The 23,442-nt window shown below is 60.1% G+C and carries 20 protein-coding genes; 10 read left to right on the top strand and 10 right to left on the bottom strand.

The annotated features are described in order from the left end of the window. Positions 1-106 precede the first annotated feature (106 nt). The gene (locus N434_RS03380; RefSeq protein ID WP_110756446.1) at positions 107-1,972 is read left to right on the top strand and encodes an ABC transporter ATP-binding protein; all 1,866 of its coding nucleotides are present in this window, start codon (positions 107-109) and stop codon (positions 1,970-1,972) included. A 198-nt stretch (positions 1,973-2,170) separates the two neighbouring features. Next, positions 2,171-4,084 carry a HAMP domain-containing methyl-accepting chemotaxis protein gene (locus N434_RS03375; protein ID WP_110756070.1) on the top strand — a complete coding sequence of 638 codons (1,914 nt, stop codon included), beginning with the start codon at positions 2,171-2,173 and terminating at the stop codon, positions 4,082-4,084. Between the two features lie 72 nt (positions 4,085-4,156). On the opposite strand, the gene N434_RS03370 is transcribed toward N434_RS03375, so the two are convergent. Then, positions 4,157-5,089: an endonuclease/exonuclease/phosphatase family protein gene (locus N434_RS03370; protein WP_110756068.1), complete on the bottom strand. Its 933-nt coding sequence runs from the start codon at positions 5,087-5,089 to the stop codon at positions 4,157-4,159. Between the two features lie 307 nt (positions 5,090-5,396). On the opposite strand from N434_RS03370, the gene petA reads away from it, so the two are divergent. The 4 genes from petA (at position 5,397) to N434_RS03350 (ending at position 8,953) form a co-directional block, all read left to right on the top strand. After that, positions 5,397-5,975 carry a ubiquinol-cytochrome c reductase iron-sulfur subunit gene (gene petA, locus N434_RS03365; RefSeq protein WP_065113875.1) on the top strand — a complete coding sequence of 193 codons (579 nt, stop codon included), beginning with the start codon at positions 5,397-5,399 and terminating at the stop codon, positions 5,973-5,975. A gap of 14 nt (positions 5,976-5,989) precedes the next feature. After that, positions 5,990-7,273 carry a cytochrome b gene (locus N434_RS03360; RefSeq protein ID WP_065113874.1) on the top strand — a complete coding sequence of 428 codons (1,284 nt, stop codon included), beginning with the start codon at positions 5,990-5,992 and terminating at the stop codon, positions 7,271-7,273. Positions 7,274-7,295: 22 nt separating this feature from the next. Further along, positions 7,296-8,180: a cytochrome c1 gene (locus N434_RS03355; RefSeq protein WP_110756066.1), complete on the top strand. Its 885-nt coding sequence runs from the start codon at positions 7,296-7,298 to the stop codon at positions 8,178-8,180. 230 nt (positions 8,181-8,410) lie between these two features. After that, on the top strand, positions 8,411-8,953 hold the full coding sequence (locus N434_RS03350; RefSeq protein WP_110756065.1) for an adenine phosphoribosyltransferase: 543 nt from the start codon (positions 8,411-8,413) through the stop codon (positions 8,951-8,953). 15 nt (positions 8,954-8,968) lie between these two features. Here N434_RS03350 and N434_RS03345 read toward each other — a convergent pair whose 3' ends face one another. The 4 genes from N434_RS03345 to ychF form a co-directional block, all read right to left on the bottom strand. Then, positions 8,969-9,604 (bottom strand): class I SAM-dependent methyltransferase, encoded by a 636-nt coding sequence (locus tag N434_RS03345; protein WP_110756063.1) that lies wholly within the window; start codon positions 9,602-9,604, stop codon positions 8,969-8,971. 63 nt (positions 9,605-9,667) lie between these two features. Further along, entirely contained in the window at positions 9,668-10,135 is a 468-nt protein-coding gene (locus tag N434_RS03340) for a MaoC family dehydratase (RefSeq protein ID WP_065113870.1), read from the bottom strand. Beyond that, the gene (locus tag N434_RS03335) at positions 10,132-10,605 is read right to left on the bottom strand and encodes a MaoC family dehydratase (protein ID WP_110756061.1); all 474 of its coding nucleotides are present in this window, start codon (positions 10,603-10,605) and stop codon (positions 10,132-10,134) included. The genes N434_RS03340 and N434_RS03335 overlap by 4 nt, the downstream gene beginning before the upstream one ends. Before the next feature lie 299 nt (positions 10,606-10,904). Then, positions 10,905-12,008 (bottom strand): redox-regulated ATPase YchF, encoded by a 1,104-nt coding sequence (ychF, locus tag N434_RS03330; protein WP_110756060.1) that lies wholly within the window; start codon positions 12,006-12,008, stop codon positions 10,905-10,907. A gap of 252 nt (positions 12,009-12,260) precedes the next feature. Here ychF and clpS point away from each other — a divergent pair, with 252 nt between their 5' ends. After that, positions 12,261-12,572, top strand: a complete 312-nt coding sequence (clpS, locus tag N434_RS03325) for an ATP-dependent Clp protease adapter ClpS (protein WP_065116025.1) — start codon at positions 12,261-12,263, stop codon at positions 12,570-12,572. A gap of 214 nt (positions 12,573-12,786) precedes the next feature. On the opposite strand, the gene N434_RS03320 is transcribed toward clpS, so the two are convergent. The 5 genes from N434_RS03320 to N434_RS03300 all read right to left on the bottom strand — a co-directional run bounded on the left by N434_RS03320 (position 12,787) and on the right by N434_RS03300 (position 18,080). After that, positions 12,787-13,239 (bottom strand): GNAT family N-acetyltransferase, encoded by a 453-nt coding sequence (locus tag N434_RS03320; protein WP_110756058.1) that lies wholly within the window; start codon positions 13,237-13,239, stop codon positions 12,787-12,789. 7 nt (positions 13,240-13,246) lie between these two features. After that, a complete protein-coding gene (gene pth / locus N434_RS03315; RefSeq protein WP_110756056.1) occupies positions 13,247-13,963 on the bottom strand; it encodes an aminoacyl-tRNA hydrolase in 717 nt (238 codons plus the stop codon). Between the two features lie 91 nt (positions 13,964-14,054). Then, entirely contained in the window at positions 14,055-14,768 is a 714-nt protein-coding gene (locus tag N434_RS03310; RefSeq protein WP_065113866.1) for a substrate-binding periplasmic protein, read from the bottom strand. A 16-nt stretch (positions 14,769-14,784) separates the two neighbouring features. Then, entirely contained in the window at positions 14,785-17,172 is a 2,388-nt protein-coding gene (locus N434_RS03305) for an EAL domain-containing protein (protein WP_110756054.1), read from the bottom strand. A gap of 299 nt (positions 17,173-17,471) precedes the next feature. Beyond that, a complete protein-coding gene (locus N434_RS03300) occupies positions 17,472-18,080 on the bottom strand; it encodes a 50S ribosomal protein L25/general stress protein Ctc (protein ID WP_065113864.1) in 609 nt (202 codons plus the stop codon). A 306-nt stretch (positions 18,081-18,386) separates the two neighbouring features. On the opposite strand from N434_RS03300, the gene N434_RS03295 reads away from it, so the two are divergent. The 3 genes from N434_RS03295 to adh all read left to right on the top strand — a co-directional run bounded on the left by N434_RS03295 (position 18,387) and on the right by adh (position 23,209). After that, positions 18,387-20,471 (top strand): putative bifunctional diguanylate cyclase/phosphodiesterase, encoded by a 2,085-nt coding sequence (locus N434_RS03295; RefSeq protein WP_065113863.1) that lies wholly within the window; start codon positions 18,387-18,389, stop codon positions 20,469-20,471. Between the two features lie 108 nt (positions 20,472-20,579). Then, positions 20,580-21,539: a helix-turn-helix domain-containing protein gene (locus N434_RS03290; protein ID WP_065116024.1), complete on the top strand. Its 960-nt coding sequence runs from the start codon at positions 20,580-20,582 to the stop codon at positions 21,537-21,539. A gap of 152 nt (positions 21,540-21,691) precedes the next feature. After that, entirely contained in the window at positions 21,692-23,209 is a 1,518-nt protein-coding gene (adh, locus tag N434_RS03285) for an aldehyde dehydrogenase (protein ID WP_065113862.1), read from the top strand. Positions 23,210-23,442 lie beyond the last annotated feature (233 nt).

Below are 23,442 nucleotides of genomic sequence, written 5' to 3'. Positions count from 1 at the left end.
GACATCGCCTGGCGTCCGTTTCATTTCACGAACGTTACCGAAATATAATCTCTTCCCAAAGGCTCCGCGGCTGTTCGCCAGCCGGGAATCCGCCTATATCCGGATGATGGTCATTACGCGCATCTTCGAGTTCTTCGAGAACTGGATCAGGCCTTTCGCCCGGAAGGACGACCTGAGGCCGCCTGAAAACACATTCGCTTTCATCTGGTTTTATATTTCACAGGCCAAGGCGCCGTTTTTCGCCATGCTGGTGCTGGGCGGGCTGACGGCGGCCATCGAGGCGGCGTTGTTCTGGTTCGTCGGGCGGCTGGTGGATATTCTCTCGACTGTCAAGCCGGGCGATGGCTGGGCCGGGCTTCTGGCTGCCCATGGCGGCGAACTGGTGGGCATGCTGGTGCTGATCGGCGTCGTGCGTTTCATCGTCACGATGATCACGGCACTGGTGGACCAGCAGATCATCACGCCCGGTTTTTACAATCTGGTGCGCTGGCAGTCCTACATGCATGTGGCGCGGCAATCGCTTTCCTTTTTCCAGAATGATTTTTCCGGCCGCATCGTCACCAAGGTCTGGTCCGGCGGGCAGGCGGCGGGTGACCTCGTCACCTCGCTGATGGAAAGCGTCTGGTTTGTCGGCATCTATTCCGTCTCTATGCTGTTTCTGATCGGCGGGCTGGACTGGCGGCTTGCTCTTGTCGTCCTCGTCTGGGTGCTGATCTTTTCGGCGCTGGCGCGTTATTTCGTGCCGCGCATCCGTTACCATTCGAAAGAGACGGCGGAAGCCGCCTCCATGCTTTCCGGCCGCATGGTGGATGCCTATAGCAATATCCAGACGCTCCGGCTGTTCGGACGCGACGATGCGAATGACCGCTACATGCGGCAGGGTTTCGACATCTTCCAGAACGCGACCATGACCTTCACGCGGTTCATTACCGGCGTGCGCGCCTCCATGGCGCTGCTGTCAGGCGTGATGATCACCTCGATGGCGGCGTTGTGCATCGATCTGTGGCTGTCCGGCAGGATCAGTTCCGGTGCGGTCGCCTTCACGCTGGCGCTGGTGCTGCGTCTCAATTTCCTGCTCGGCCGCTTGATGACGCAGTTCAACGGCATCATGCGCAATTTCGGCACGGTGCAGAATGCTGCCGAGTTGATTTCGCAGCCGATCGGTCTGGTCGATGCACCGGATGCGGCGGTGCTGGAGGTCAAGAAGCCGAGCATCCGCTTTGAGAATGTCAGCTTCCATTACGGGCGGGCCAATGGTGTCATCGACAATCTCAATCTCGATATCAAGGCGGGCGAGAAAGTCGGCATTGTCGGACGCTCTGGCGCGGGCAAATCCACGCTCGTCAACCTGCTCCTGCGCTTTTACGATGTGGAGAAAGGCCGCATCCTGATCGACGGTCAGGATATCGCCCGGGTCACGCAGGAATCGCTGCGCGCCCATATCGGCATGGTCACGCAGGATACCTCGCTTTTGCATCGCTCCATCCGTGACAACATCATGTTCGGCCGCATGGACGCCACCGAAGCGCAATTGCGGGAGGCGACACGCCGGGCCAAGGCGGATGATTTCATCGAGCGGCTGGAGGATCAACGCGGCCGGACCGGTTTCGACGCACATGTGGGCGAACGCGGCGTGAAACTCTCCGGTGGTCAGCGCCAGCGCATCGCCATCGCCCGCGTGATGCTGAAGGACGCGCCAATCCTCGTGCTCGACGAGGCGACCTCGGCGCTCGATTCGGAGGTGGAGGCGGCGATCCAGAGCAATCTGGACGAGCTGATGCAGGGCAAGACGGTGCTCGCCATCGCCCACCGGCTGTCGACGATCGCGGCTCTCGACCGGCTGATCGTGATGGATCAGGGCCGTATTGTGGAGCAGGGCAGCCATTCCGACCTCGTCCTGCAGGGTGGGCTTTATTCGGAACTCTGGGCGCGGCAGTCGGGCGGTTTTCTCGCCGCTGAAGAGACGGCCTGAGGGTGGCAGGGGTGAGCCCGCATTCGTTCAAATATGCATAAATATAAAATCATTGGTTGCTAATACCTTTAGCTATTCCGTTCATAAAAAGATTTATTCAACCTAAAATTTATGATCCGGCGGTAAGCTCTTGTTTATCGATGCGTGTAAAAAAAGGCCGCGGGAGGAACGCGCTCATTTTTTTTGGGATCGAAAACAATGCATATTTTCAGAATTCGTATTCTTCTGCCGGCATTGTTCGGCATCACCGTCCTCTTTTCCCTCGCGCAGGGAATTGCGAGCATGCGATCCGTCACCGAGATGGAGCAGCAGGCGGACAATATCGTTCGCCGCATGGAGCGGTCGCTCATCATCGCCGATCTGGGCGACAGGCTTAACGATATTCGCCGGAACTATCTGGCGGTCATGACTGCCGCGACGCCAGAGGCGCGAAACGCCCTGTTCCAGCGCATTCTCAAAACCCAGCAGGAGCGTGCCGAAGCTTTCGACGCCTATGCCGCGCATCTGCAGCTGCCTTTAGCGAAGGAAAAATTCCAGCGCCTGAATACGATGGTCGCAAATTACGAGGCCATGGGTGCGGAGCTGAAAAAAATCGTCATCACCGGCGATGTCGATGCAGCGCGGGCGCAGGTTTCCAGCATGACGCCGGTGGGCAATGCCGCCGGTGCGCTGATGAAAGAGATGATCGAGGATAATCGCCAGCGTGGTCTGGCGGACCAGCAGGCGGCGGAAGCGGCCGGACAGTTTGCCTTCTTCACCTCGGTTGCCGCAATGCTTGTCGCCGCCGCGGTCGCGCTTGTTGCCGCACTCTTCAGTTTCCTGCGCATTTCGCGCCCGATCAACGACATCACCCGCGCCATGAACGGTCTGGCGGCAGGCGATAATGCGAGTTCCATACCGCATTCGGGCCGCAAGGACGAGATCGGGGAAATGGCTGCGGCCGTTGCCGTATTCCGCGACAATGCCATCGAGCGAGAGCGCCTGGAGCGGGAAACCGAGGCCAATCGCAGCCTCAGCGAGCGGGAACGTCTGGAGCACGAGGCACAGAAGGCGCGGGAGGCGGAAGAAATCCGTTTCGCGGTTGAAAATCTGGGTGCCGGGCTGAAGAAACTTTCGCAGGGCGACATGACCTGCCGTCTGGACATGGCCTTTGCCGAGCGGCTTGACGGTTTGCGCGGCGATTTCAACGAATCCGTCGCCACGCTGCAATCGGCATTGCGCTCGGTCGGTGAAAATGCCCGGGTCATCGATGCCGGTGCCGGTGAAATCCTGGCGGCGGCGGGTGATCTTTCCCGCCGCACCGAGCAGCAGGCTTCTTCGGTCGAGGAAACAGCTGCGGCGCTTGAGCAGGTGACGACGGCCGTGAAGGATTCGGCCCATCGGGCTGCCGAGGCCGGCCAGATCGTGGAACGGGCGCGCGAAAGTGCGGAAATGTCCGGCCAGATCGTTACACGCACGGTTCTGGCTGTACAGGATATCGAAAAATCCGCCAATGAGATCAGCAATATCATCAGCGTCATCGATGAGATTGCCTTCCAGACCAACCTTCTTGCACTGAATGCCGGAGTTGAGGCTGCGCGTGCGGGCGACGCCGGCAAGGGGTTCGCCGTGGTTGCGCAGGAGGTGCGCGAACTGGCGCAACGTTCGGCCAATGCCGCCAAGGAAATCAAGGTCCTCATCAATCGCTCCGGCGAGCAGGTGCGCGAGGGTGTCACGCTTGTCGGCAAGACCGGGGAGGCGCTGGCGGGGATCGTCGACGAGGTGCGTGAGATCAACCGCCACGTCGCATCCATCGTCATCTCCACGCGCGAACAGTCGACCGGCCTTTCGGAAATCAGTTCCGCTGTGAACCTGATGGATCAGGGCACCCAGAAAAATGCGGCCATGGTGGAACAGACGACGGCGGCCAGCGGCAGCCTCGCTTCGCAGGCAAGCGCTCTCAACGCGCTTCTGGCGCAGTTCCGACTGCGGGAGGCGGCAGAGACCATCCTTGTCGCCGGTCCGGCCTCCGTTCCGCAGCCTTCGCCGGCACGCGCCATGGGGCATAAAATCGCTGCCGCCTTCGGGGGCGGGCGACAGGCGGCGTCGGCACAGGAATGGTCCGAGTTCTGAACCGCGCCCGGCAGCGTCCTGAAAAACACAATGGCGGCTTTCGGGCCGCCGTTTTCTTATGGTTTGCGTCTGCTACCGGCCGATCATGAAATCCGAGATCAGCCCGTAGTGATTGGACCCGAGGCTGCCGGGCAGGCGGGTCGTCTTCATCAGGATTGCCGGCGCACGGGCGAAGACGTGGTCGATGGCGATGCCGAAGCGGCCGGCCTCCGTCGGCCATGTGGCCGGTTCCCAGGTCGCTTTCCTGAGGTCATTGGCGGCGAGGAAAGCGCGCATGTCGGGGGCGATGCTCGCCGAATTGAAGTCTCCGGCCAGAATGAGCGGCCCCGTGACACGAAAGAGAATTTCGCTGACTTCATCCAGCTCGTCGCGGTGATAATCGTCGAAATAAGGTTTGGTGATGTGCCCGGCGGCAAGCGTCAGCTCAGTGCCGTCGAAATCGACGCTGGCGATTGCGAAGCGGTCCCGGCGCAGATCGCTGAGACTGTGGAAACGGCCTTCCAGCAACGGCCGCTTCGACAGGATCAAAAGGTCGCATCCCGGCGTTCCGGCAAAACAGCCGAGCCTGTAGGGATAGGTTTGCTGCAGGCGCGGCAGGACCGACTGCAGCGCCGCCGCTTCGAACAGATAGACCGCGTCCGCACCCGAATCGAGAATGGTGTCGGCGATGGCATCGGCATTGGCGGCATTGTCCATCAGCACGTTGAAGGACAGGAGCCGGAAAGGCCGGGCATCGGGCGCCGAGGTTGCGGAGGTGGAGAATTCCAGAAGCATGACGACGGCATGGATGGCGAGCGCCAGCGACCAGACCACAAGCAGGCCGGCAACCGCGTCGCGCGTGAGCCAAAAGACGAGGCATGACAGCAGGATGCAGATGATGGCGATGTGAAGCTGGAAACTCGTGACGAAGGCAAGAAGCCAGAAATCCGTCACATAACGCAGGCTGGCAATGAAAAGAACGGCAGCCACCACCGTGGAGACCATGCAAGCGAGCTTCGCCGTCATCCGAATCCCTGCGTTCCAAGCTCTCCCTGCGCGTCTCCTAACATGGCGCAGGGGTGCGCACAATGTTGCCCGCCTGCCAAGGCGCGGGAAAAATGAGAAGCAAATCGGCCCCTTGGGCAGAATTACGGCAGCTTTGTGTGCTTTGCTCTTGCCAAGTCAGTCAATATTTTGCGATCAAACACAGTGACGCGGTTTCTTAATGCCGCAGTTGTGTCCAGGACGATGGGACGGAGTTTGTCCTGGATCAAATCATAGCGGGAGGACTCATGCGATTTACGGCAAAAACAGCGCAGAGGATGGTGTAGCGGTGAGCGAGCACGTAACCAATCACGACGCCTCGGGTGAACCGACCCGTCGCGATTTTCTATATCTAGTAACCGGAATGACGGGCGTCGTTGGCGCCGCTGCAGTCGCATGGCCTTTCATCGACCAGATGCGTCCCGATGCATCGACGCTGGCGCTCGCTTCCATCGAGGTTGACGTGGCGGCGGTCGAGCCGGGCATGTCGCTGACGGTGAAGTGGCGCGGTAAGCCGATTTTCATCCGCAACCGCACGGAAAAGGAAATCGAGGAAGCCAAGGCCGTCGCCCTTGGCGATCTCAAGGATCCGGTGGCACGCAATGCCAACATCGCTGTCGACGCGCAGGCGACGGATATCGACCGTTCCGCCGGTGAGGGCAAGGAAAACTGGATCGTCATGATCGGTTCCTGCACCCATCTCGGTTGCGTTCCGCTCGGCCAGGCCGGCGATTTCGGCGGATGGTTCTGTCCCTGCCATGGCTCGCACTACGATACGGCGGGCCGCATACGTAAGGGTCCGGCGCCGGAAAACCTCGCCATCCCGACATTTGCATTCACATCCGATACCGTGATCAAGATCGGATAAGGGGACAGATATTCATGAGTGGTCATTCCAGTTATCAGCCGTCCACCGGCATCGAAAGGTGGATCGATTCGCGGCTTCCCTTGCCGCGCTTGATCTATGACAGCTTCGTTGCCTATCCTGTCCCGCGTAACCTGAACTACGCCTACACCTTCGGCGCGATGCTTTCCGTCATGCTGATCGTGCAGATCCTTACCGGTGTCGTGCTTGCCATGCATTATGCCGCTGAAACGACGGTTGCCTTCAATTCCGTCGAAAAGATCATGCGTGACGTCAACCACGGCTGGCTGCTGCGTTATATGCACGCCAACGGCGCGTCGTTCTTCTTCATCGCGGTCTATCTGCACATTGCCCGCGGTCTTTATTACGGGTCCTACAAGGCGCCGCGCGAAATCCTCTGGATTCTCGGCTGCGTGATTTACCTGCTGATGATGGCGACGGGCTTCATGGGCTACGTGCTTCCCTGGGGCCAGATGTCCTTCTGGGGCGCGACCGTCATCACCGGCTTCTTCACGGCGTTCCCGCTCGTGGGTGAATGGATACAGCAGTTCCTGCTCGGCGGCTTTGCGGTGGACAATCCGACGCTCAACCGCTTCTTTGCGCTCCACTATCTGCTGCCGTTTATGATTGCGGGTGTCGTCATCCTGCACATCTGGGCGCTGCATGTGACCGGCCAGACCAACCCGACCGGCGTGGAAGTGAAGAGCAAGACCGATACGGTCCCCTTCACGCCCTATGCGACGCTGAAGGATGCGCTCGGCGTTTCGGTGTTCCTCATCGCCTATGCCTGGTTCATTTTCTACATGCCGAACTTCCTCGGCCACCCTGATAACTACATCATGGCGGATCCGCTGAAGACGCCGGCGCATATCGTGCCGGAATGGTACTATCTGCCGTTCTACGCGATGCTGCGCGCCATTACCTTCAATATCGGGCCGATCGATTCCAAGCTCGGTGGCGTTCTTGTCATGTTCGGCGCGATCATCGTGCTGTTCTTCCTGCCCTGGCTCGATACGTCGAAGGTTCGCTCCGCTGTCTATCGCCCTTGGTACAAGATGTTCTTCTGGGTGTTCGTGGCCAACGCCATCCTGCTCGGCTGGCTGGGTTCGCGCCCTGCGGAAGGCATGTATGTCGTCATGTCGCAGCTGGGAACGCTGTATTATTTCGGGTTCTTCCTCGTCATCATGCCGATCCTCGGTCTGGTGGAAACGCCGCGGCGTATTCCGAATTCGATTACCGAGGCCGTTCTCGAAAAGAACGCGGCCAAGAGGGGTGCCGCGCCAGCGGCCGCCGAAGTCTGAGCGCGAAGGAAGGATGACGACAATGAAGACGCTTCTCACGAGCATCGCGCTTATCGCCGCCATCGGCTGTTCCTCCGCCGCCTTTGCGGCCGAGGAGAGCCATGACCTTGCCGCGAAGACCGAACATGCGATTGCCGGCGGCCACTTCCCGGTGATCAAGCCCGAGGAACAGAGCTGGTCCTTTGCCGGACCTTTCGGCAAATACGACAAGGGCCAGCTGCAGCGCGGTCTCAAGGTCTATAAGGAAGTCTGCTCCGCCTGCCATTCGATGAACCTTGTTTCCTTCCGCACGCTGGGAGATCTTGGTTACTCGGAAGACCAGGTGAAGGCCTTCGCCGCCGAATATGAGGTGCAGGACGGGCCAAATGCCGATGGCGAAATGTATAATCGCAAGGCTGTGCCTTCCGATCATTTCCCTTCGCCGTTCCCGAACCATGAAGCGGCTGCCGCCGCCAATGGCGGGGCCGCACCGCCTGACATGTCGCTGCTTGCCAAGGCACGCGGCGTGGAGCGCGGATTCCCGCAATTCATCATCGACATGATCCCGATCGTCGGCGGTTATCAGGAAGGCGGCCCGGATTATATCCACGCGCTGCTGACCGGATATCAGGACCCGCCGGCCGGCGTCGAAGTTTCGGAAGGCACGCACTTCAACCCGTATTTCGTCAGCGCGGCGTCGCTGAAGATGGCGCCGCCGATCAGTGCCGATCAGGTGACCTATGACGACGGTGCACCGCAGACCGTGGATCAATATTCCAAGGACGTCTCCGCTTTCCTGATGTGGGCGGCGGAACCGCATCTGGAACAACGCAAGCGCACCGGCTTCATGGTCATGGTGTTCCTGTTCATCTTCACGGCGCTGATCTATCTCACCAAGAAGTCGGTCTACGCCAACAAGGAACATTGAACCGGTTTTAATCGGCTGGAATCATTGGCCCCCACGGTCTTCCGTGGGGGCTTTTTCATGGCCGGCCGGACAAGCTTGCCTGTATCGCCGCTCGTGCGCCCCGGGCTATCGAGGTTCCGTGCCAACAGATGATGGCCGTTGCCTGCGCCGGTCCTTTTTTGTTGGTCCGCAGCCGGCAAGTTGATAGGGTGGCCCGAACCTTCTGATCCATTCCCATCTATGGAAATACCATGACCGTTATCGCTTCGGAGCTTGCCGCCGCCATCCGTTCCATTCCCGACTATCCGAAGTCGGGCATCATCTTTCGGGATATTACGACACTGCTCGGCAATCCGCGCGCTTTCCGCCGGGCGGTGGACGAGCTTGTGCAGCCCTATGCGGGAACGAAGATCGACAAGATCGCCGGCATGGAGGCGCGCGGCTTCATTCTGGGCGGCGCGGTGGCGCATCAGCTCTCGGCCGGTTTCGTGCCCATCCGCAAGAAGGGCAAGCTGCCACACACGACGGTGCGGGTCGCCTACAGCCTGGAATATGGCGTCGACGAAATGGAAATGCATGTGGACGCCGTGCAGCCGGGCGAGAAGGTCATTCTCGTCGATGACCTGATTGCGACCGGTGGTACTGCTGAAGGCGCGGTCAAGCTTTTGCGGCAGATGGGCGCGGAAATCGTCTCCGCCTGCTTCGTCATCGATCTGCCCGATCTCGGCGGTCGCAGGAAGCTGGAGGATCTTGGTGTCGAGGTGCGGACGCTGGTGGAATTTTCGGGCCACTGAGGCCGAAGGAACGGCTCAGGGCTGCTGCGGCAGCCTGCGTTTTTGGCTCGTCTTTCGCAGGGCGATCCACGTCCAGTGAACACCCAGAGCGCGGTTCCCCGGCTGAATGGAGTCAACCTCCACCTGTCTGATGAGCGTGAAGCCGAAACGGGTGGCCTCGTCTATGGTTTCCATCGGGGAAATGGCAAAGGCGCGGCGGCCCCTGGGCGCCGGGCCGTGACGCAGCGACATGATCAGCAATCCGCCTGTCGCCGTCATCTCCGAGAGGCTTGCCATAGCGGTCTGCCTCACCCCGTGATCGATGTCGTGCCAGACGCCGCACAGGGCAACCAGATCGAAGGCGCCATAGCGGCGAGCCTTTGCCAGTGCGGGCAAAGTGTCATCCAGCCAGGTTATTCTGTTCGATGGATGCAATTGCATGCCGGGTTCACGAAGCTCTCCAACCGGCTCGACGGCCAGAACATCATGGCCCTGCGCGGCAAACCAGGCGGCATCGCGCCCGGTGCCGCTGCCGATATCCGCGATTCGGGATGGTGTCGCCGGCAGCAGGTCGATGACGGGTGCGTAAATCTCTCCGCAGTCCAGTCCGTCAAATCTGGAAATCAGCTCAGGCGTCGCGGCTTCGGCATAACCCTTTAGAATATCGTTCATATTTATCTGCCCGCCGCGATTCTTCCGGAAAAGGTATCGCGGCGGATTGAGATGGGCCAGCGCCTATTCGAATTCCAGAACCCCGCTGCGGAAGGTCAGCACCGTTTCTCCCGACTGGTTCACACCTTCATTGAAGGTGGTGTTGAGCCAGACGCCGGCGCGGGATTCCAGCGGACGGGCGTCGAGCAGCGTAACGAAATAGGTCACGTCGTCACCGGCGAAAACCGGCTTTTTCCATTTGAGTTCGCGAAAACCCGGGGAGGGGCCAAGCCGCGGTGGTTCAAGGCCCTGCTGTTTCAGCCTTTTGACCTCCTTTGCCCAATGGGACAGGAAACACTTCATCCAGCCCGCGCCGGTGTGCCAGCCGGAGGCGCACAGGCCACCGAAAACGCTGTTCCTGGCGGCTTCGGCATCGAGATGGAAGGGCTGAGGATCGAAATCCCGGGCGAAACGGATGATGTCCTCGGCGGAAAAATGCAGGGTGTCGAGGGTGACGCGCTCGCCGATCGGTGAAAGTTCCGCCAGTCTCATGCTGCAAGACCTCCGCCCGCCCGCATCAGGAACATTACGGTGTTTTCGCCCTGCGCGACCAGAATACCGCGCTGATTGTAAAGCTCATGGCGGAATTTCACGAGGCCGATACCGGGGCGCGATGCGGAAGGACGCTGTTCCAGAACGATGGATTTCCCCGAGAGCGTGTCTCCGGCCAGAACCGGTTTCTTCCAGTCGACGTAATCGATGCCGGGGCTGCCCTGCGAGGTCGAGTCGGAGATGTAGCTGTCGGCCATCATCCGCATCAGCAGGCTGCAGGTGTGCCAGCCCGATGCCGCAAGTCCGCCGAGAATGCTCTGGCGGCCCGCTTCTTCGGAAAGGTGCATGGGTTGCGGGTCGAATTCACTGGCGAAAGCAATGATCTGCTCTGCGGAAATCGATTGCGGCCCAAGGGGAAATTCCTGCCCGACGGGAAAATCCTCATAGGCATAAGTCGCGATCGGCGTCATGGCGTCCTCCCTTCGCACAGTCAAGGTCGGCGCATCTAAGATGATTTTTCCCTTTACGTAAAGGTCAAATCGAGGGGGCGACGTGCTCTATGGGGAGGTGGTGTGGAGCGTGGAGGCTCGTCGCCTTCTCCCGGGGGCGCAGTAGTGAGATGAGGGGCAAAGGAGGTGATATCCGGAAAGGATTTCCCATCTAACCCCTCGGGCTGGCTTCTCCCCCGAGGGGAGAAGCACAAGCGACAGGTGTTATGCCACTGGGACGTCAAAGAAACGACCCGGTTGTCACCCTGCTCAGGGCCAGATCAGGTATTGAAGCGGAAGTGGATGACGTCGCCGTCCTGAACCACATATTCCTTGCCTTCATCGCGGGCCTTGCCGGCTTCCTTGGCGCCGACTTCGCCCTTGAAAGCGACGTAGTCGTTATAGGCGATGGTATTGGCACGGATGAAGCCGCGTTCGAAATCGGAGTGAATGACGCCTGCGGCCTGCGGGGCCTTGGTGCCGCGCTCGATGGTCCAGGCGCGGCATTCCTTCGGGCCGACGGTGAAATAGGTGATGAGATCGAGCAGCTTGTAGCCGGCGCGGATCAGACGGTCGAGACCCGCTTCCTCGAGCCCGAGGGCGGAGAGGAATTCCTTCGCCTCTTCATCGGGAAGCTGCGCGACCTCGGATTCGATCGCCGCGGAGATGATGACGGTTTCAGCACCCTGGGCCTTGGCCATTTCGGCAACCGCCCTCGTATGTTCGTTGCCATCGACGGCGTCGCCTTCGGCGACGTTGCAGACGTAAAGAACCGGATGTGCGGTGAGGAGGTTAAGGCCCTGAAGGATGCGCAACTCTTCGGCATCGAGCGTGGAGAGCAGGGTGCGGACCGGCTTGCCTTCGTTGAGAAGCTTCAGCGAAGCTTCCATCAGCGGCAGCTGCGCGAGCGATTCCTTGTCCTTGCCGGTGGCGCGCTTGCGGGTCTGTTCCGTGCGGCGCTCGAGGCTTTCGAGGTCGGAGAGCATCAGCTCGGTCTCGATGGTTTCGGCATCGGCCACGGGGTTGATCCGGCCTTCGACGTGGGTGATGTCGTCATCCTCGAAGCAGCGCAGAACGTGCACCACGGCGTCGACTTCGCGAATATTGGCGAGGAACTGGTTGCCGAGGCCTTCGCCCTTCGATGCGCCGCGCACCAGACCGGCAATATCGACGAAAGAGATGCGGGTGGGGATGATTTCCTTCGAACCGGCAATCTCGGCGAGGGTTTTCATGCGCGCATCCGGAACCGCCACTTCGCCGGTGTTCGGTTCGATGGTGCAGAAGGGATAGTTGGCGGCCTGTGCGGCGGCCGTTTTCGTCAGCGCGTTGAAGAGGGTGGACTTGCCGACATTCGGCAATCCAACGATACCGCATTTGAAGCCCATGGCTTGAAACCTGTCCGTTTGAAAGAATTCGTTGAGGAGCCTTTTGCGGAAACGGCAGGGCAAGGTCAAGCCCGCGGGCCGATTTGTGCGGGCAAAGCCCTGCGAATGGCGCGGAATTTCGCGCAGTCACCGCGCCGGGCTTGTCGATGGCGCGGTTGCGGCGCAATATAGGCGGATCAAGCCACCGATCTTTCGTCATCAACGGGGTTTTCCATGAACAACCACGATGAGCGACAGGCACGAGCGACGATGATGAGTGACAGCCCTGTCGATCTCAAGCCCAAACCGAGCGTTAAACCGAAGCTGGAGCGGCCGAAGCTCTACAAGGTCATTCTGCTGAACGATGATTATACGCCACGCGACTTCGTCACCGTGGTGCTGAAGGCCGTCTTCCGGATGGGAGAGGAAACCGGCCACCGGGTGATGATGACGGCACATCGCTTCGGCAGCGCCGTGGTGGTTGTCTGCGAACGCGATATCGCCGAGACCAAGGCGAAGGAGGCGACCGATCTCGGCAAGGAGGCGGGATTTCCGCTGATGTTCACCACCGAGCCGGAGGAATGAGCGTTTTTTGAACGCCGGGGCGCGGCACACTGGATGCGTCCGTTCTCACTCGTCCTCATTCCTGCGCTAATCACGGGAAACCAGTTGACGCGCGTCTGCGCGGCCGGAAGGGCCCTTTCAGCCAAGAGATCCGGGCTGGCTGGATCCCTGTGACAAGCACAGGAATGCGCGGTGGGCAACAATTGCAGATAAAATTCCTATTCGTGCTCCGGGCCTAATCTTGCCGGATCTGGAAGCCGGTCTTGTTCTGCACGAAGCCGCAGTTTTCGTAAAAGGCATGGACTTCCGGTCGCTCCCGGCCTGTCAGCAGCATCACCTTGTAACAATTAGCGGCAAAAGCGGCCTCGACGGCATGGCGCACGGCCGCGCGGCCATATCCAAGGCCGCGACGGGTTTCCAGCGTCACCACATTTTCGATGAAGGCATAGGGGCGGGCGGCGCGTGTCAGGTTCGGGACAATCTGGAGCGTGGCGGTGGCAACGGCGTTCTCGCCATCCATTGCCAGAAACACGGTAAGGCCGGGCTGCCCGAGCATGGCGGAAAAGGCGGTGTTTGCCTCGTCCGCCGTTAATGCCGGATCGGACGGGTTAAGCGCGCGGTAAAGTTCAAGCAGGCCGGGCAGATCGCCGGCTTCGGCTTTGCGCAGGACGATGGGCTGAGCAGGCATCCGCGGTCTAGTCCTTCTTGCCGAACATGCGCTTCAGCATTTCGGCCATCGGGCCGGTTTCCGGCAGCTTTTTCGGCTGGGCGCTGTTGCGTGCCTGATGGATGTGGGATTGCGCGGCGGGCTTGGCTGTCTTGGCCGGCTTTTCAGCTTCCGGCTTGCTGCCCGTGGCGAGCGCGAGCTTGTTCATCAGCTGTGAATCCTCTGATTTCACCAGCATGGTGGCATTGTCGGCAATGGCGTCCAGAAGTGGATCGAGCCAGACCCGGTCGGCCTTGGCGAAATCGCCGAGCACGTGGCCATGTACACGCTCCTTGTCACCGGGATGGCCGATGCCGAGGCGCAGACGGCGGTAGTCCTTGCCGCAATGGGCGTCGAGCGATTTCAGGCCGTTATGGCCGCCATGACCGCCACCCGTCTTGATGCGCGCGCGGCCGGCCGGAAGATCGAGTTCGTCATGGATGGCGATGATGTCGCCGGGTGCCAGCTTGAAGAAGCGCATGGCCTCGCCGACGGATTCGCCTGACAGGTTCATATAGGTCAGCGGCTTCATCAGCAGGATCTTTTCGCCACCGATCTCTCCTTCGGAAATCTCCGCCTTGAACTTCCTCGACCAGGGCGAAAAGGAGGGCAGGCGCTGCAGCGCGTCGACGGCCATGAAGCCGATATTGTGACGGTTTCCCGCATATTGCGCGCCGGGATTACCAAGTCCTGCAATGATCTTCATGGGGCATGTCCGCGTTTTACCTGATGATGCTGTTGTCACCACCCCGAAATCCGCCGGCTGTCAATCTTTTTATGGATTTGCGGGATGCCGCTCACGGGCTGACGAGGTTGTAGCGGTCGAATATGCGCTGCTGCGTTCCGTCAGCGATCAGCCTGTCCAGCCGGGCCTGCAGTTTGGCGATCAGGGCGTCGGGAACGCTTTTATTGCAGGCAAGCCCCAGCTGTTGTCGCGTCAGGGTTATCACCTCCCTGAACGTATCCGCCGGCAGGCTTCTGAAGGTGCTTTCCGACATGGGCATCAGGTCGATGCGCCCGGCTTTCAGTTTGTGAAGCGTGATCTGGAAATCCGCCCCGACATCCACCTGCGGGAAACCGAGCGTTTCCAGAAGGGTTTCGGTATAATCGCCGCGCTGGGTGCCGACCCGGTATTTCCTGGCATCCTCAAGACTGGAGATACTGATATCCGCTTTGCGGCGAGCCACGAGGATGTTGCGGTCGATATGGATCGGCGAGACCCATTTGAAGAGCTTTTCCCGTTCCTGTGTCCTTGCCGTGGCAAAGACGCAATGCATGGCCTGTGTCGTGGCCAAGGCGATCGCCCGCGCCCAGGGCATGACGGCGACCTCATAACTGGTGCCGGTTTCCTCCAGCACGATCTTCAGCTGATCGAAATAGACGCCCCGCACGCTGCCGTCAGCGGCCTGCAGACTATATGGGGGGTAGATTTCGGTCGTCAGGAAAAGCTTGGCGGCGCAGGCCGGGCTGGCGAGAGCAAGAAAGATCAGGCAAAAGCGGATCAATCCCATATCTCTTCCCTCCGCCCTACGCCTGCCGTGCCGCAAGGCGGCCCATAGCGGATTGTCCTTCCAATGCGGTGATCAGTCCGCTGATAGGCTGCGGCCGGGCGAAGAAATAGCCCTGACCGTAATCGGCGCCTATATCGGCAAGAAGCTCCTTCTGCTCCTGCGTCTCGACGCCTTCGGCGATGACGGAGCAGTTCATCTTGTGCGAGATGGCGGCAATGCCTTCGACAAGCATGCGGTTGCGCTGCCTGATTTCCATCGCGTCGTCGCAGATCGAGCGCGTGAAGGACTGGTCGATCTTGACGATGTCGACCGGAAAGCGGCTGAGATAGCTGAGCGAGGAATAACCCGTGCCGAAATCGTCCAGCGCGATGCGGCAGCCCAGCTGGTGAATGGCATTGAGGATCGCCCGGATTTGCGGATCGTCCTTCATGATGACGGCTTCGGTTATCTCGATGACCAGCCGCTTGGGAAGAATGCCATGGCGGTGCAGCACGCCGGCGATGCGTGTCGGCAATCCCGGCTCGAACTGCAGCGGTGAGAAGTTCACCGCCACATAGGTCTGCTCCATGCCCGGCAGGCGCGACAGTCTGGCGAGATTGGCGATAGACTGATCGAGGATAACGTTGCCGATACGATGGATGGTGCCGTTTTCTTCCGCAAGGCTGATGATGGCGGCGGGAGAGAGCAGACCCTTGTCCGGGTGATTGAGACGCAGCAGGGCCTCGAAGCCGGCCGTCTGGCCGGTTGCGAGGTCCTGAATCGGCTGGAAGTAGGCTTCGAACCAGTTTTCGGAAAGCGCCTGCGCGATATCCCGCTCCAGTTCCGCATGTTCGCGCGCCCGATCCATGATCGAACTGTCGAAGACCTGGGAACCATTCTTGCCCGTTCTCTTGCGGGTATACATCGCCATGTCGGCATTCTGCAGAAGCTCGGAGGCGCTGGAAGCGTGCAGGGGGTAAACCGCCATGCCGATGCTGGCGCTGAGGCGGATGCTGTTGCCGGCAATCTCGAAAGGTGTGTCCAGTATGGCGCAGATGCGTTCGCAGAACTCGAGCGCGCGCTCTTCCACCTTGTCGCCGGCCAGCAGGATGGCGAATTCGTCGCCGCCGAGCCGCGAAGCGCTGTCCAGCGCCGTCAGCAGCGGTTCGAGCTTCAGCGTGAACTGCTTGAGAACCGCATCACCTGCCGCATGACCAAGATTGTCGTTGATGGCCTTGAAGCGATCGAGATCGATGAACAGGCAGGCCAGTTCGCTGCCGTTTCTGTCCGCTTCGCGGATCTGCAGGTCGAGGATCGCCTCGAAACCCTGACGGTTGAAGAGGCCGGTCAGGTGGTCGGAAATGGCCTGCTGACGGTTGCGCTTTTCCGACTGGCGCAGTTCGGTCACATCCGTCATGACGCAGAGGCAGGTGCTCTGATGCACGGCATCGCCGGAATCGAGAGGCTTTTCGAGGATAAGCGCATCCATCACGCTGCCATCCATGCAATGAAAGCGGACGGTAATGCCGGCATGCGAGACATCTGGCGACTGCTGTGCTGCCTTGCGTTGCCGGAAGAGCAGGCGATCATCCGTGTGGATGAGATCGGCGAAGTTCAGACCGAGTATCCTGGCGCGATCGTAACCGGTCGCCTGCACCCAATAGTCGCTGACGGCGGCGATCCGGTCGTGCCTGTCGAGCGAGAACAGCATGGCGGGTGTGCGGTTGTAGATTTCCGTCTTGCGTTCGTGGGCATTCTTGATCTCCAGCTCTTCCTTTTCGAGCTGGGTCTGCATTTCGTTGAAGCTTTTCGCCAGCCGGCCGATTTCGTCCTTCGACCGCCAGTCGACATGGTGGCGGGAGCCGAGACGACGTGTTGCCTCTATCGCTGCCGCAAGCCGCATCAGCGGCCGGATGACCATGAAGCGGTTGCCGGCAATCGCCGCCAGAACGATGGTGAGAATGGCGAGAACGAAAATCGTGATGAAGGCCATCTCGGTGCGGCTGAGGGAGGTGAGAAGGCTGACGCTGTTGTAGTAGACCGTCAGTTCCCCGACGGTGATCGTGCCTTTCGTCGTCTTGTAGGTCACCTCGCGCGTCGTCGTGGCCGCATCCTGAATGAACTCGCTGCCGGCCGTCTGCACGATGTCGAGCTGGCCGGACGTGTCCTTGACCTCGACCATCCTGATCATCGGGTCGGAAACGAGGGTTCCGGTAATCTGGTTTATCGTGTCGTCGTCGAGATCCCAGAGGGGGCGGGCGAGTGCCTGCGCATTGGTCGACAGCAGAATTTCCAGGTGATTGCGCTGGCTACGGATGGCCTCGTTGTAGGAAAGCGTCAGCAAAAGCGTGAAGAGCGGGGCGACCACTGTGAGAAGTGCGCCGGAAACAATCGCGATAAAGCGACTTTCGACGGAATGAGCCATGTTCGATTGCAGCTACCCTTTGCCCCAGAATTGCTGCGCTCCGTTTCACCCATCCGGAGAGAACTTCGTGAGGGTTTCGGCAAAAGCCCTGTTTCCTCACAATATTTCCCGGCCCGTCCGGTGTTTCCACGACAGCGCAAGGGTATCGTTTCATGGAAGTGTTAATCGACGCTGAAACAGGGGCCGCATCCTGCGCAGGCGGCAAGCTTTCTGGTTTTAAAGTTCATAAAAACTAAAAGGCCCGTTCCGGAAGGGAACGGGCCTCAAGTCTCGAAACTGTCCGGCCTTGCGGCCGCCGATTATTCCTCGGAAGCTTCTTCAGTCGCTTCTTCTGCAATGCCCGCAGCCGGAGCTACGATCGTTGCGATCGTGAAGTCACGGTCAGCGATGACAGGCGTGATGTTCTTCGGCAGCTTCACACTCGAAATATGGACGCTGTCGCCGATCTTCAGACCGGTCAGATCAACCGTGATGAATTCCGGAATGTCGTTGGCCGGGCAGTGGAACTCGACCGTGTGGCGAACGATGTTCAGAACGCCGCCGACCTTGATGTCCGACTTTTCTTCGTTTTCGAAGTGAACCGGAACTTCGACGTTGACGAGCGTGTTGCCCGAAACGCGCAGGAAGTCGACGTGCATGGTGAAGTCGCGGACCGGATCAAGCTGGTAGTCCTTCGGGAGGACCTTGATCTTCTTGCCGTCGACGTCGATGACCGCAACCGTCGTCATGAAGCCGCCAGCGTGGATACGCTTGGTCACTTCGTTGGTCGAAAGCGCGATGGAAATGGGGGCCTGCTTGTCACCATAGATGACAGCGGGAATCAAACCGTTGCGGCGAAGTTCACGAGAGGACCCCTTACCAACTCGTTCGCGCGCCTCGGCCTTGAGCTCATACGATTCTTTGCTCATGGCAATTCCTTTCGAGGTTATATGGAGAGTTCATGCCGAACAAAGCGGCCTGAACCGGAGAGGCCTTAAGGCCATCCCGCCCGCGTTGCCTCCAAGGGTGTCTACACGGGTGCGAGCGCTATAATACAAACGGCACATAAAGACAAGAGTGATCCGTTTTTGCCCGATACCTAGTCATGATTTCATTAGTTGCAACTAATGCACTCGCTTGTTGCAACCTTTAATATATACTTATCCATTCATATAAACCCCGTGAAAACCTGATAAATGATAAGGCTGCGCAAAATTCCAATAGCGTAGACGCCAATGCTCACAGTTCTTCAGTGCCTTACCATCGATCACGACTTCCGGTACACCGCCGCAGCGGTCTTCGTCTGCATGTTGGGAAGTTTCGTTACGATACGCCTTTTTTCGAGGGCGCGCCTGGCGACGGGGGTGCAAAAGATCAACTGGCTGTTTCTGGCCGGCGTAAATGGCGGTGCGGCGATCTGGACCACCCATTTCGTGGCGATGCTGGGTTATGTCGCGGCGGGCGATGTGGGTTACGATCCCTATCTGACCGGGCTGTCGCTGCTGATCGCCATTACCACGACCACCATCGGTTTCGGTATTTCCGCCTATGCCGGGCGCAGCGTGCTGGTTGAGGCGGGCGGGGTTACGCTCGGCCTCGGCATCGCGGCCATGCACTATACCGGCATGGCGGCCTATAACGTTCAGGGCATGCTTTTCTGGAACCAGACCTATGTCATCGCCTCGCTGGTGCTGGGGGCGGTGCTGGGCGCCGTTGCGGTCAACCGGGTTGCGCGGCCTCTCAATCGCTTCTGTCAGTATAGCGCGGTGACATTTCTCATCCTGGCCATCGCCTCGATGCATTATACCGGAATGGCGTCGATGTCCTTCGCCTTCGATCCGCGCGTGGTCATTCCCGAAAACCTGCTGCCGCCGGCTATCATGGGCGGCGGTGCCATCGCCGTGACCCTTCTGCTGCTGGCGCTCGGACTTTCCACCTATGTCATCGATGCCCAGTCCACCCAGCAGGCGGTTGCCCGCTATCGCCATCTTTCGCTGCATGACCCGCTGACGGGCATTCCCAACCGGGCGGCTTTCATCGAGCATCTCAACCGTCGCACGCGCCATGTGTCCATGGGTGCGCATACCGCGCTTCTGTCCATCGATCTCGACCGCTTCAAGGAAATCAACGACGTCCACGGTCACGCGGCGGGTGACGCCGTGCTGCGCGCCATCGCCGACCGTGCTAGCTCCGTGCTGAAGGCCGGGGAGTTTCTGGCGCGCATGGGTGGCGATGAATTCGTGGCGATGACCCATTCCTATTATACCCGCGCCGATGGTGCGGAATTTGCCCAGAGGCTGATCGAACAGATCAGCAAGCCGGTGGAATGGAACGGTCAGACGTTTTCCGTCGGCGCCAGCGTTGGCATATCGGTCCGAAACAGCGGCTCCATCGATGCCGATACGCTGATGGCGCAGGCCGACGTTGCCATGTACCGGGCAAAAGGCGGCAGTTCGGACACGATCTGTTTTTACGACAAGTCCATGGATGAGGCGGCGCGCGAACGCAATGCGCTTGCCATCGCCATGCGCAGCGGCCTCGCCAACAACGAATTCGAGCTTTATTACCAGCAGCAGAATGATACCCGCAGCGGCAGCATTGTCGGTTTCGAGGCGCTCCTGCGCTGGAAACATCCCGAACGCGGCATGGTCTCTCCCGCGGAGTTCATTCCGATTGCCGAACAGACCGGCTTTATCGTCGAACTCGGCGAATGGGTTCTCCGGGAAGCCTGCGTGCAGGCGGCGCTCTGGAAAAAATCGCTTGCGATCGCGGTGAATGTCGCGCCACAGCAGCTCGCGGACAATGATTTTCCCGAAAAGGTTGAGAAAATTCTCTCGGAGACGGGGCTTGCGCCGGAAAGGCTTGAGCTGGAGATCACCGAAGGCAGCATCATTGCCGACCACCGCCATGCGCTGCTGACCATCCGCAAGCTGAAGGCGCTGGGTGTCAAGATCGCCATGGACGATTACGGCACGGGTTATTCCTCGCTATCGACCCTGCAGAGCTTCCCTTTCGACAAGATCAAGATCGACCGCGCCTTCATAGACGGCCTTTCGACCAATGTGCAGTCGGAGGCGATCGTTCGCTCGACGCTCATCCTGGCGCACAGCCTCAATATTCCGGTGCTTGCGGAAGGGGTGGAGACCAAGGCCCATATCGAGTTCCTGCGCCGCGAAGGCTGCCTGCAGGTGCAGGGCTTCTTTTTCGGCAGGCCCGGTCCGCTGAACTCCATCGCCAATCTGGTGGATGACACGTTTCTTGCGCCCGAGGACGAGCCGGATGCCGCGGCTGATCGGCGTCGTTACTTCAAGGCGGTCTGATTTTCGGGCGCAGCCCGCGGTTGCGCCCCGCAATGGCGGTCGCGAAGTTTTTAGTTGAAACATGAACGCTTCCAGCGCACCATCGCCGAAAAGCTTTGGGAGGAGCGTATGCCGACAGACATCGCCCATGCAGAACGCGTGTATGAGACCGCACGCCACCGTTCCGCAGCCGCAAGTTCTCCGATTGTCGCCTCGTGGCGCCGCTGCATGGTCAAGCACCGTCTTGCGCCGGAGGAAAACCGCAAGCCGATCTTTCTCAGCGATTTCGAGTTTCGCCGCGCCCGCGAAAGCGCAGCCGGCCTGATCGCCGAAAGCACGGATGAACTGGACCGGATTTTTCACAGCGTCGGCAGGGCCGGCTGCTGCCTGCTTTTGACCGATGCGCAGGGTGTTGCGCTGGAGCGGCGCGGCGCTGCCGGCGACGACCGTGATTTTCGCGCCCTCGGTCTCTGGTCCGGCGCGGTCTGGAGCGAGGCGAGTGTGGGTACCAACGGGATCGGTACGGCGCTTGTCGACGAGCGCTCCGTGGTGGTCTATCGCGACCAGCACTTCTTTACGTCGAATACCGAGCTCTGCTGCACCACCGCGCCTATCCGGGATCACACCGGCCGGGTGACGGGGGCGCTCGATATTTCCACCTGCCGCGATGATATCAACGAGATGACCTTCTCCTTCGTCACGCAGGCGGTGAAGGATGCGGCGCAACGCATCGAGGGCAATCTCTTCCGCCGCGCCTTTCCCGGCGCGCGCATCGTTGTCGTGCCGACCGGTTTCGGCGCGGCGCTTTCGCTGCTGGCCGTGGATCAGGACGATCTCGTGCTGGGTGCGACACGCGCCGCACGCCTTGCGCTGAAGCTCGACGATCACGCCATCGCCCAGGGTTTGCCGGCCGCGGATATTCTGCAGGAACAGCGCCATGACAGCGGCTCCGACCTTGCTGAAGCGGAACGTTCGGCGCTGCGCCGGGTGCTGTCGCGCACCAATGGCAATGTCACGCAGGCCGCTTCCCTGCTTGGCATCAGCCGCGCCACACTGCACCGCAAGATGAAGAAGCTGGCCGTGCATTAGGCTGTTTCAGCCGTCCCGCCGCGTGTCTGTCGCAGATGTGAGACAATGTGCGCTGCGGAACCGCGCCACCCCTCTACCGAACCGCACCATCTGGGCCCACCTTCCTCTCATGCGATCCGTCGCGGATCGTTTTCATCAGGGAGGATGAAACCATGAATATTCAGGTTCAGCAGAAAGCCGGCGAAGCGCCCTTCAAGCTGAAATACGGCAATTACGTCGGCGGAAAATGGGTGGAGCCGAAATCCGGCCGCTACATGGATAATCTTTCGCCGGTCACGGGCCACAAGATCTGCGAAGTGCCGCGTTCGGATGCGGCCGATATCGAGTTCGCGCTGGATGCCGCCCACAAGGCCCGCGACAAATGGGGCAAGACGAGCATTACCGAGCGCTCCAACATCCTGCTCAAGATCGCCCAGCGGATCGAGGACAATCTCGACCTCATCGCCCGGGCGGAAACCTGGGACAACGGCAAGCCGCTGCGCGAGACCACCAATGCGGATATTCCGCTCGCCATCGACCATTTCCGTTATTTCGCGGGCTGCATCCGCGCCCAGGAAGGCACGATCGGCGAAATCGACAACGACACGGTCGCCTATCACTTCCATGAGCCGCTCGGCGTTGTCGGCCAGATCATCCCGTGGAACTTCCCGATCCTCATGGCCGCGTGGAAGCTCGCACCGGCGCTTGCCGCCGGCAACTGCGTGGTGCTGAAGCCGGCGGAACAGACACCGGCCTCCATTCTCATCGTGATGGAACTGATCGAAGACCTGCTGCCGCCCGGCGTCCTCAACATCGTCAACGGTACGGGCCTCGAAGCCGGCAAGCCGCTGGCGCAGAGCAACCGCATCGCCAAGATCGCCTTTACCGGTTCCACCTCGGTCGGCAAGGAAATCATGCGTTATGCCGCCGACAACGTCACCAACATCACGCTGGAACTGGGCGGCAAGTCGCCGAACATCTTCTTTGCCGATGTGATGAACGAGGACGACGCCTTCCTCGACAAGGCGCTCGAAGGTTTCGCCTTCTTCGCGCTCAACCAGGGTGAGGTCTGCACCTGCCCGTCGCGGGCGCTGGTGCATGAGTCGATCTATGACCGTTTCATGGAAAAGGCCATCAAGCGCGTTCAGGCCATCAGCCAGGACGATCCGCTCAATCCGTCGACCATGCTGGGCGCACAGGCCTCGCAGGAACAGTTCGACAAGATCATGAGCTATCTGGAGATCGGCAAGAAGGAAGGCGCCAGGGTTCTGACCGGCGGCGACCGCAAGACGCTGACCGGCGATCTGAAGGACGGCTATTACATCCAGCCGACCGTCTTCGAAGGCAACAACAAGATGCGGATTTTCCAGGAGGAAATCTTCGGTCCGGTTGTTTCCGTCACCACTTTCAAGACGGTGGAAGAGGCGCTCGAAATCGCCAATGACACGGTTTACGGTCTGGGTGCGGGCGTCTGGAGCCGTGATACCAACATCGCCTACCGGGCTGGCCGGGGCATCGAGGCGGGCCGCGTGTGGACCAATTGCTACCACGTCTACCCGGCGGGTGCGGCCTTTGGCGGCTACAAGCAGTCGGGCATCGGTCGCGAGACCCACAAGATGATGCTCGATCACTACCAGCAGACCAAGAACCTGCTGGTTTCCTACAGCCCGAACAAGGTTGGCTTCTTCTGAGGTCCTCCCCGGAAGCCGGCGACGGATCATCGTGATGTCCAGGACGCCGGCGTGTTCCCAGGGGCTTCGGCCCCTGGGAGCCCGGTTACAAACAAAAAGGCCGGAGGATTGCCTCCGGCCTTAATGATGGCAGGGATCGAAGCCTCCTCCGTCATGCCGGACTAGATCCGGCATCCAGCCACGGCGCGTCTGCGCCGTGAAAGATTCTCTCGCGATCAAGGACTTGACCGCGC

Source organism: Rhizobium sp. UGM030330-04, from assembly GCF_003208455.1.
In the GTDB taxonomy this organism is placed as follows: domain Bacteria; phylum Pseudomonadota; class Alphaproteobacteria; order Rhizobiales; family Rhizobiaceae; genus Agrobacterium; species Agrobacterium rhizogenes_A.
Note: the sequence above shows the minus strand (reverse complement) of the source record. Positions and strands in the feature narration are given on the sequence as shown.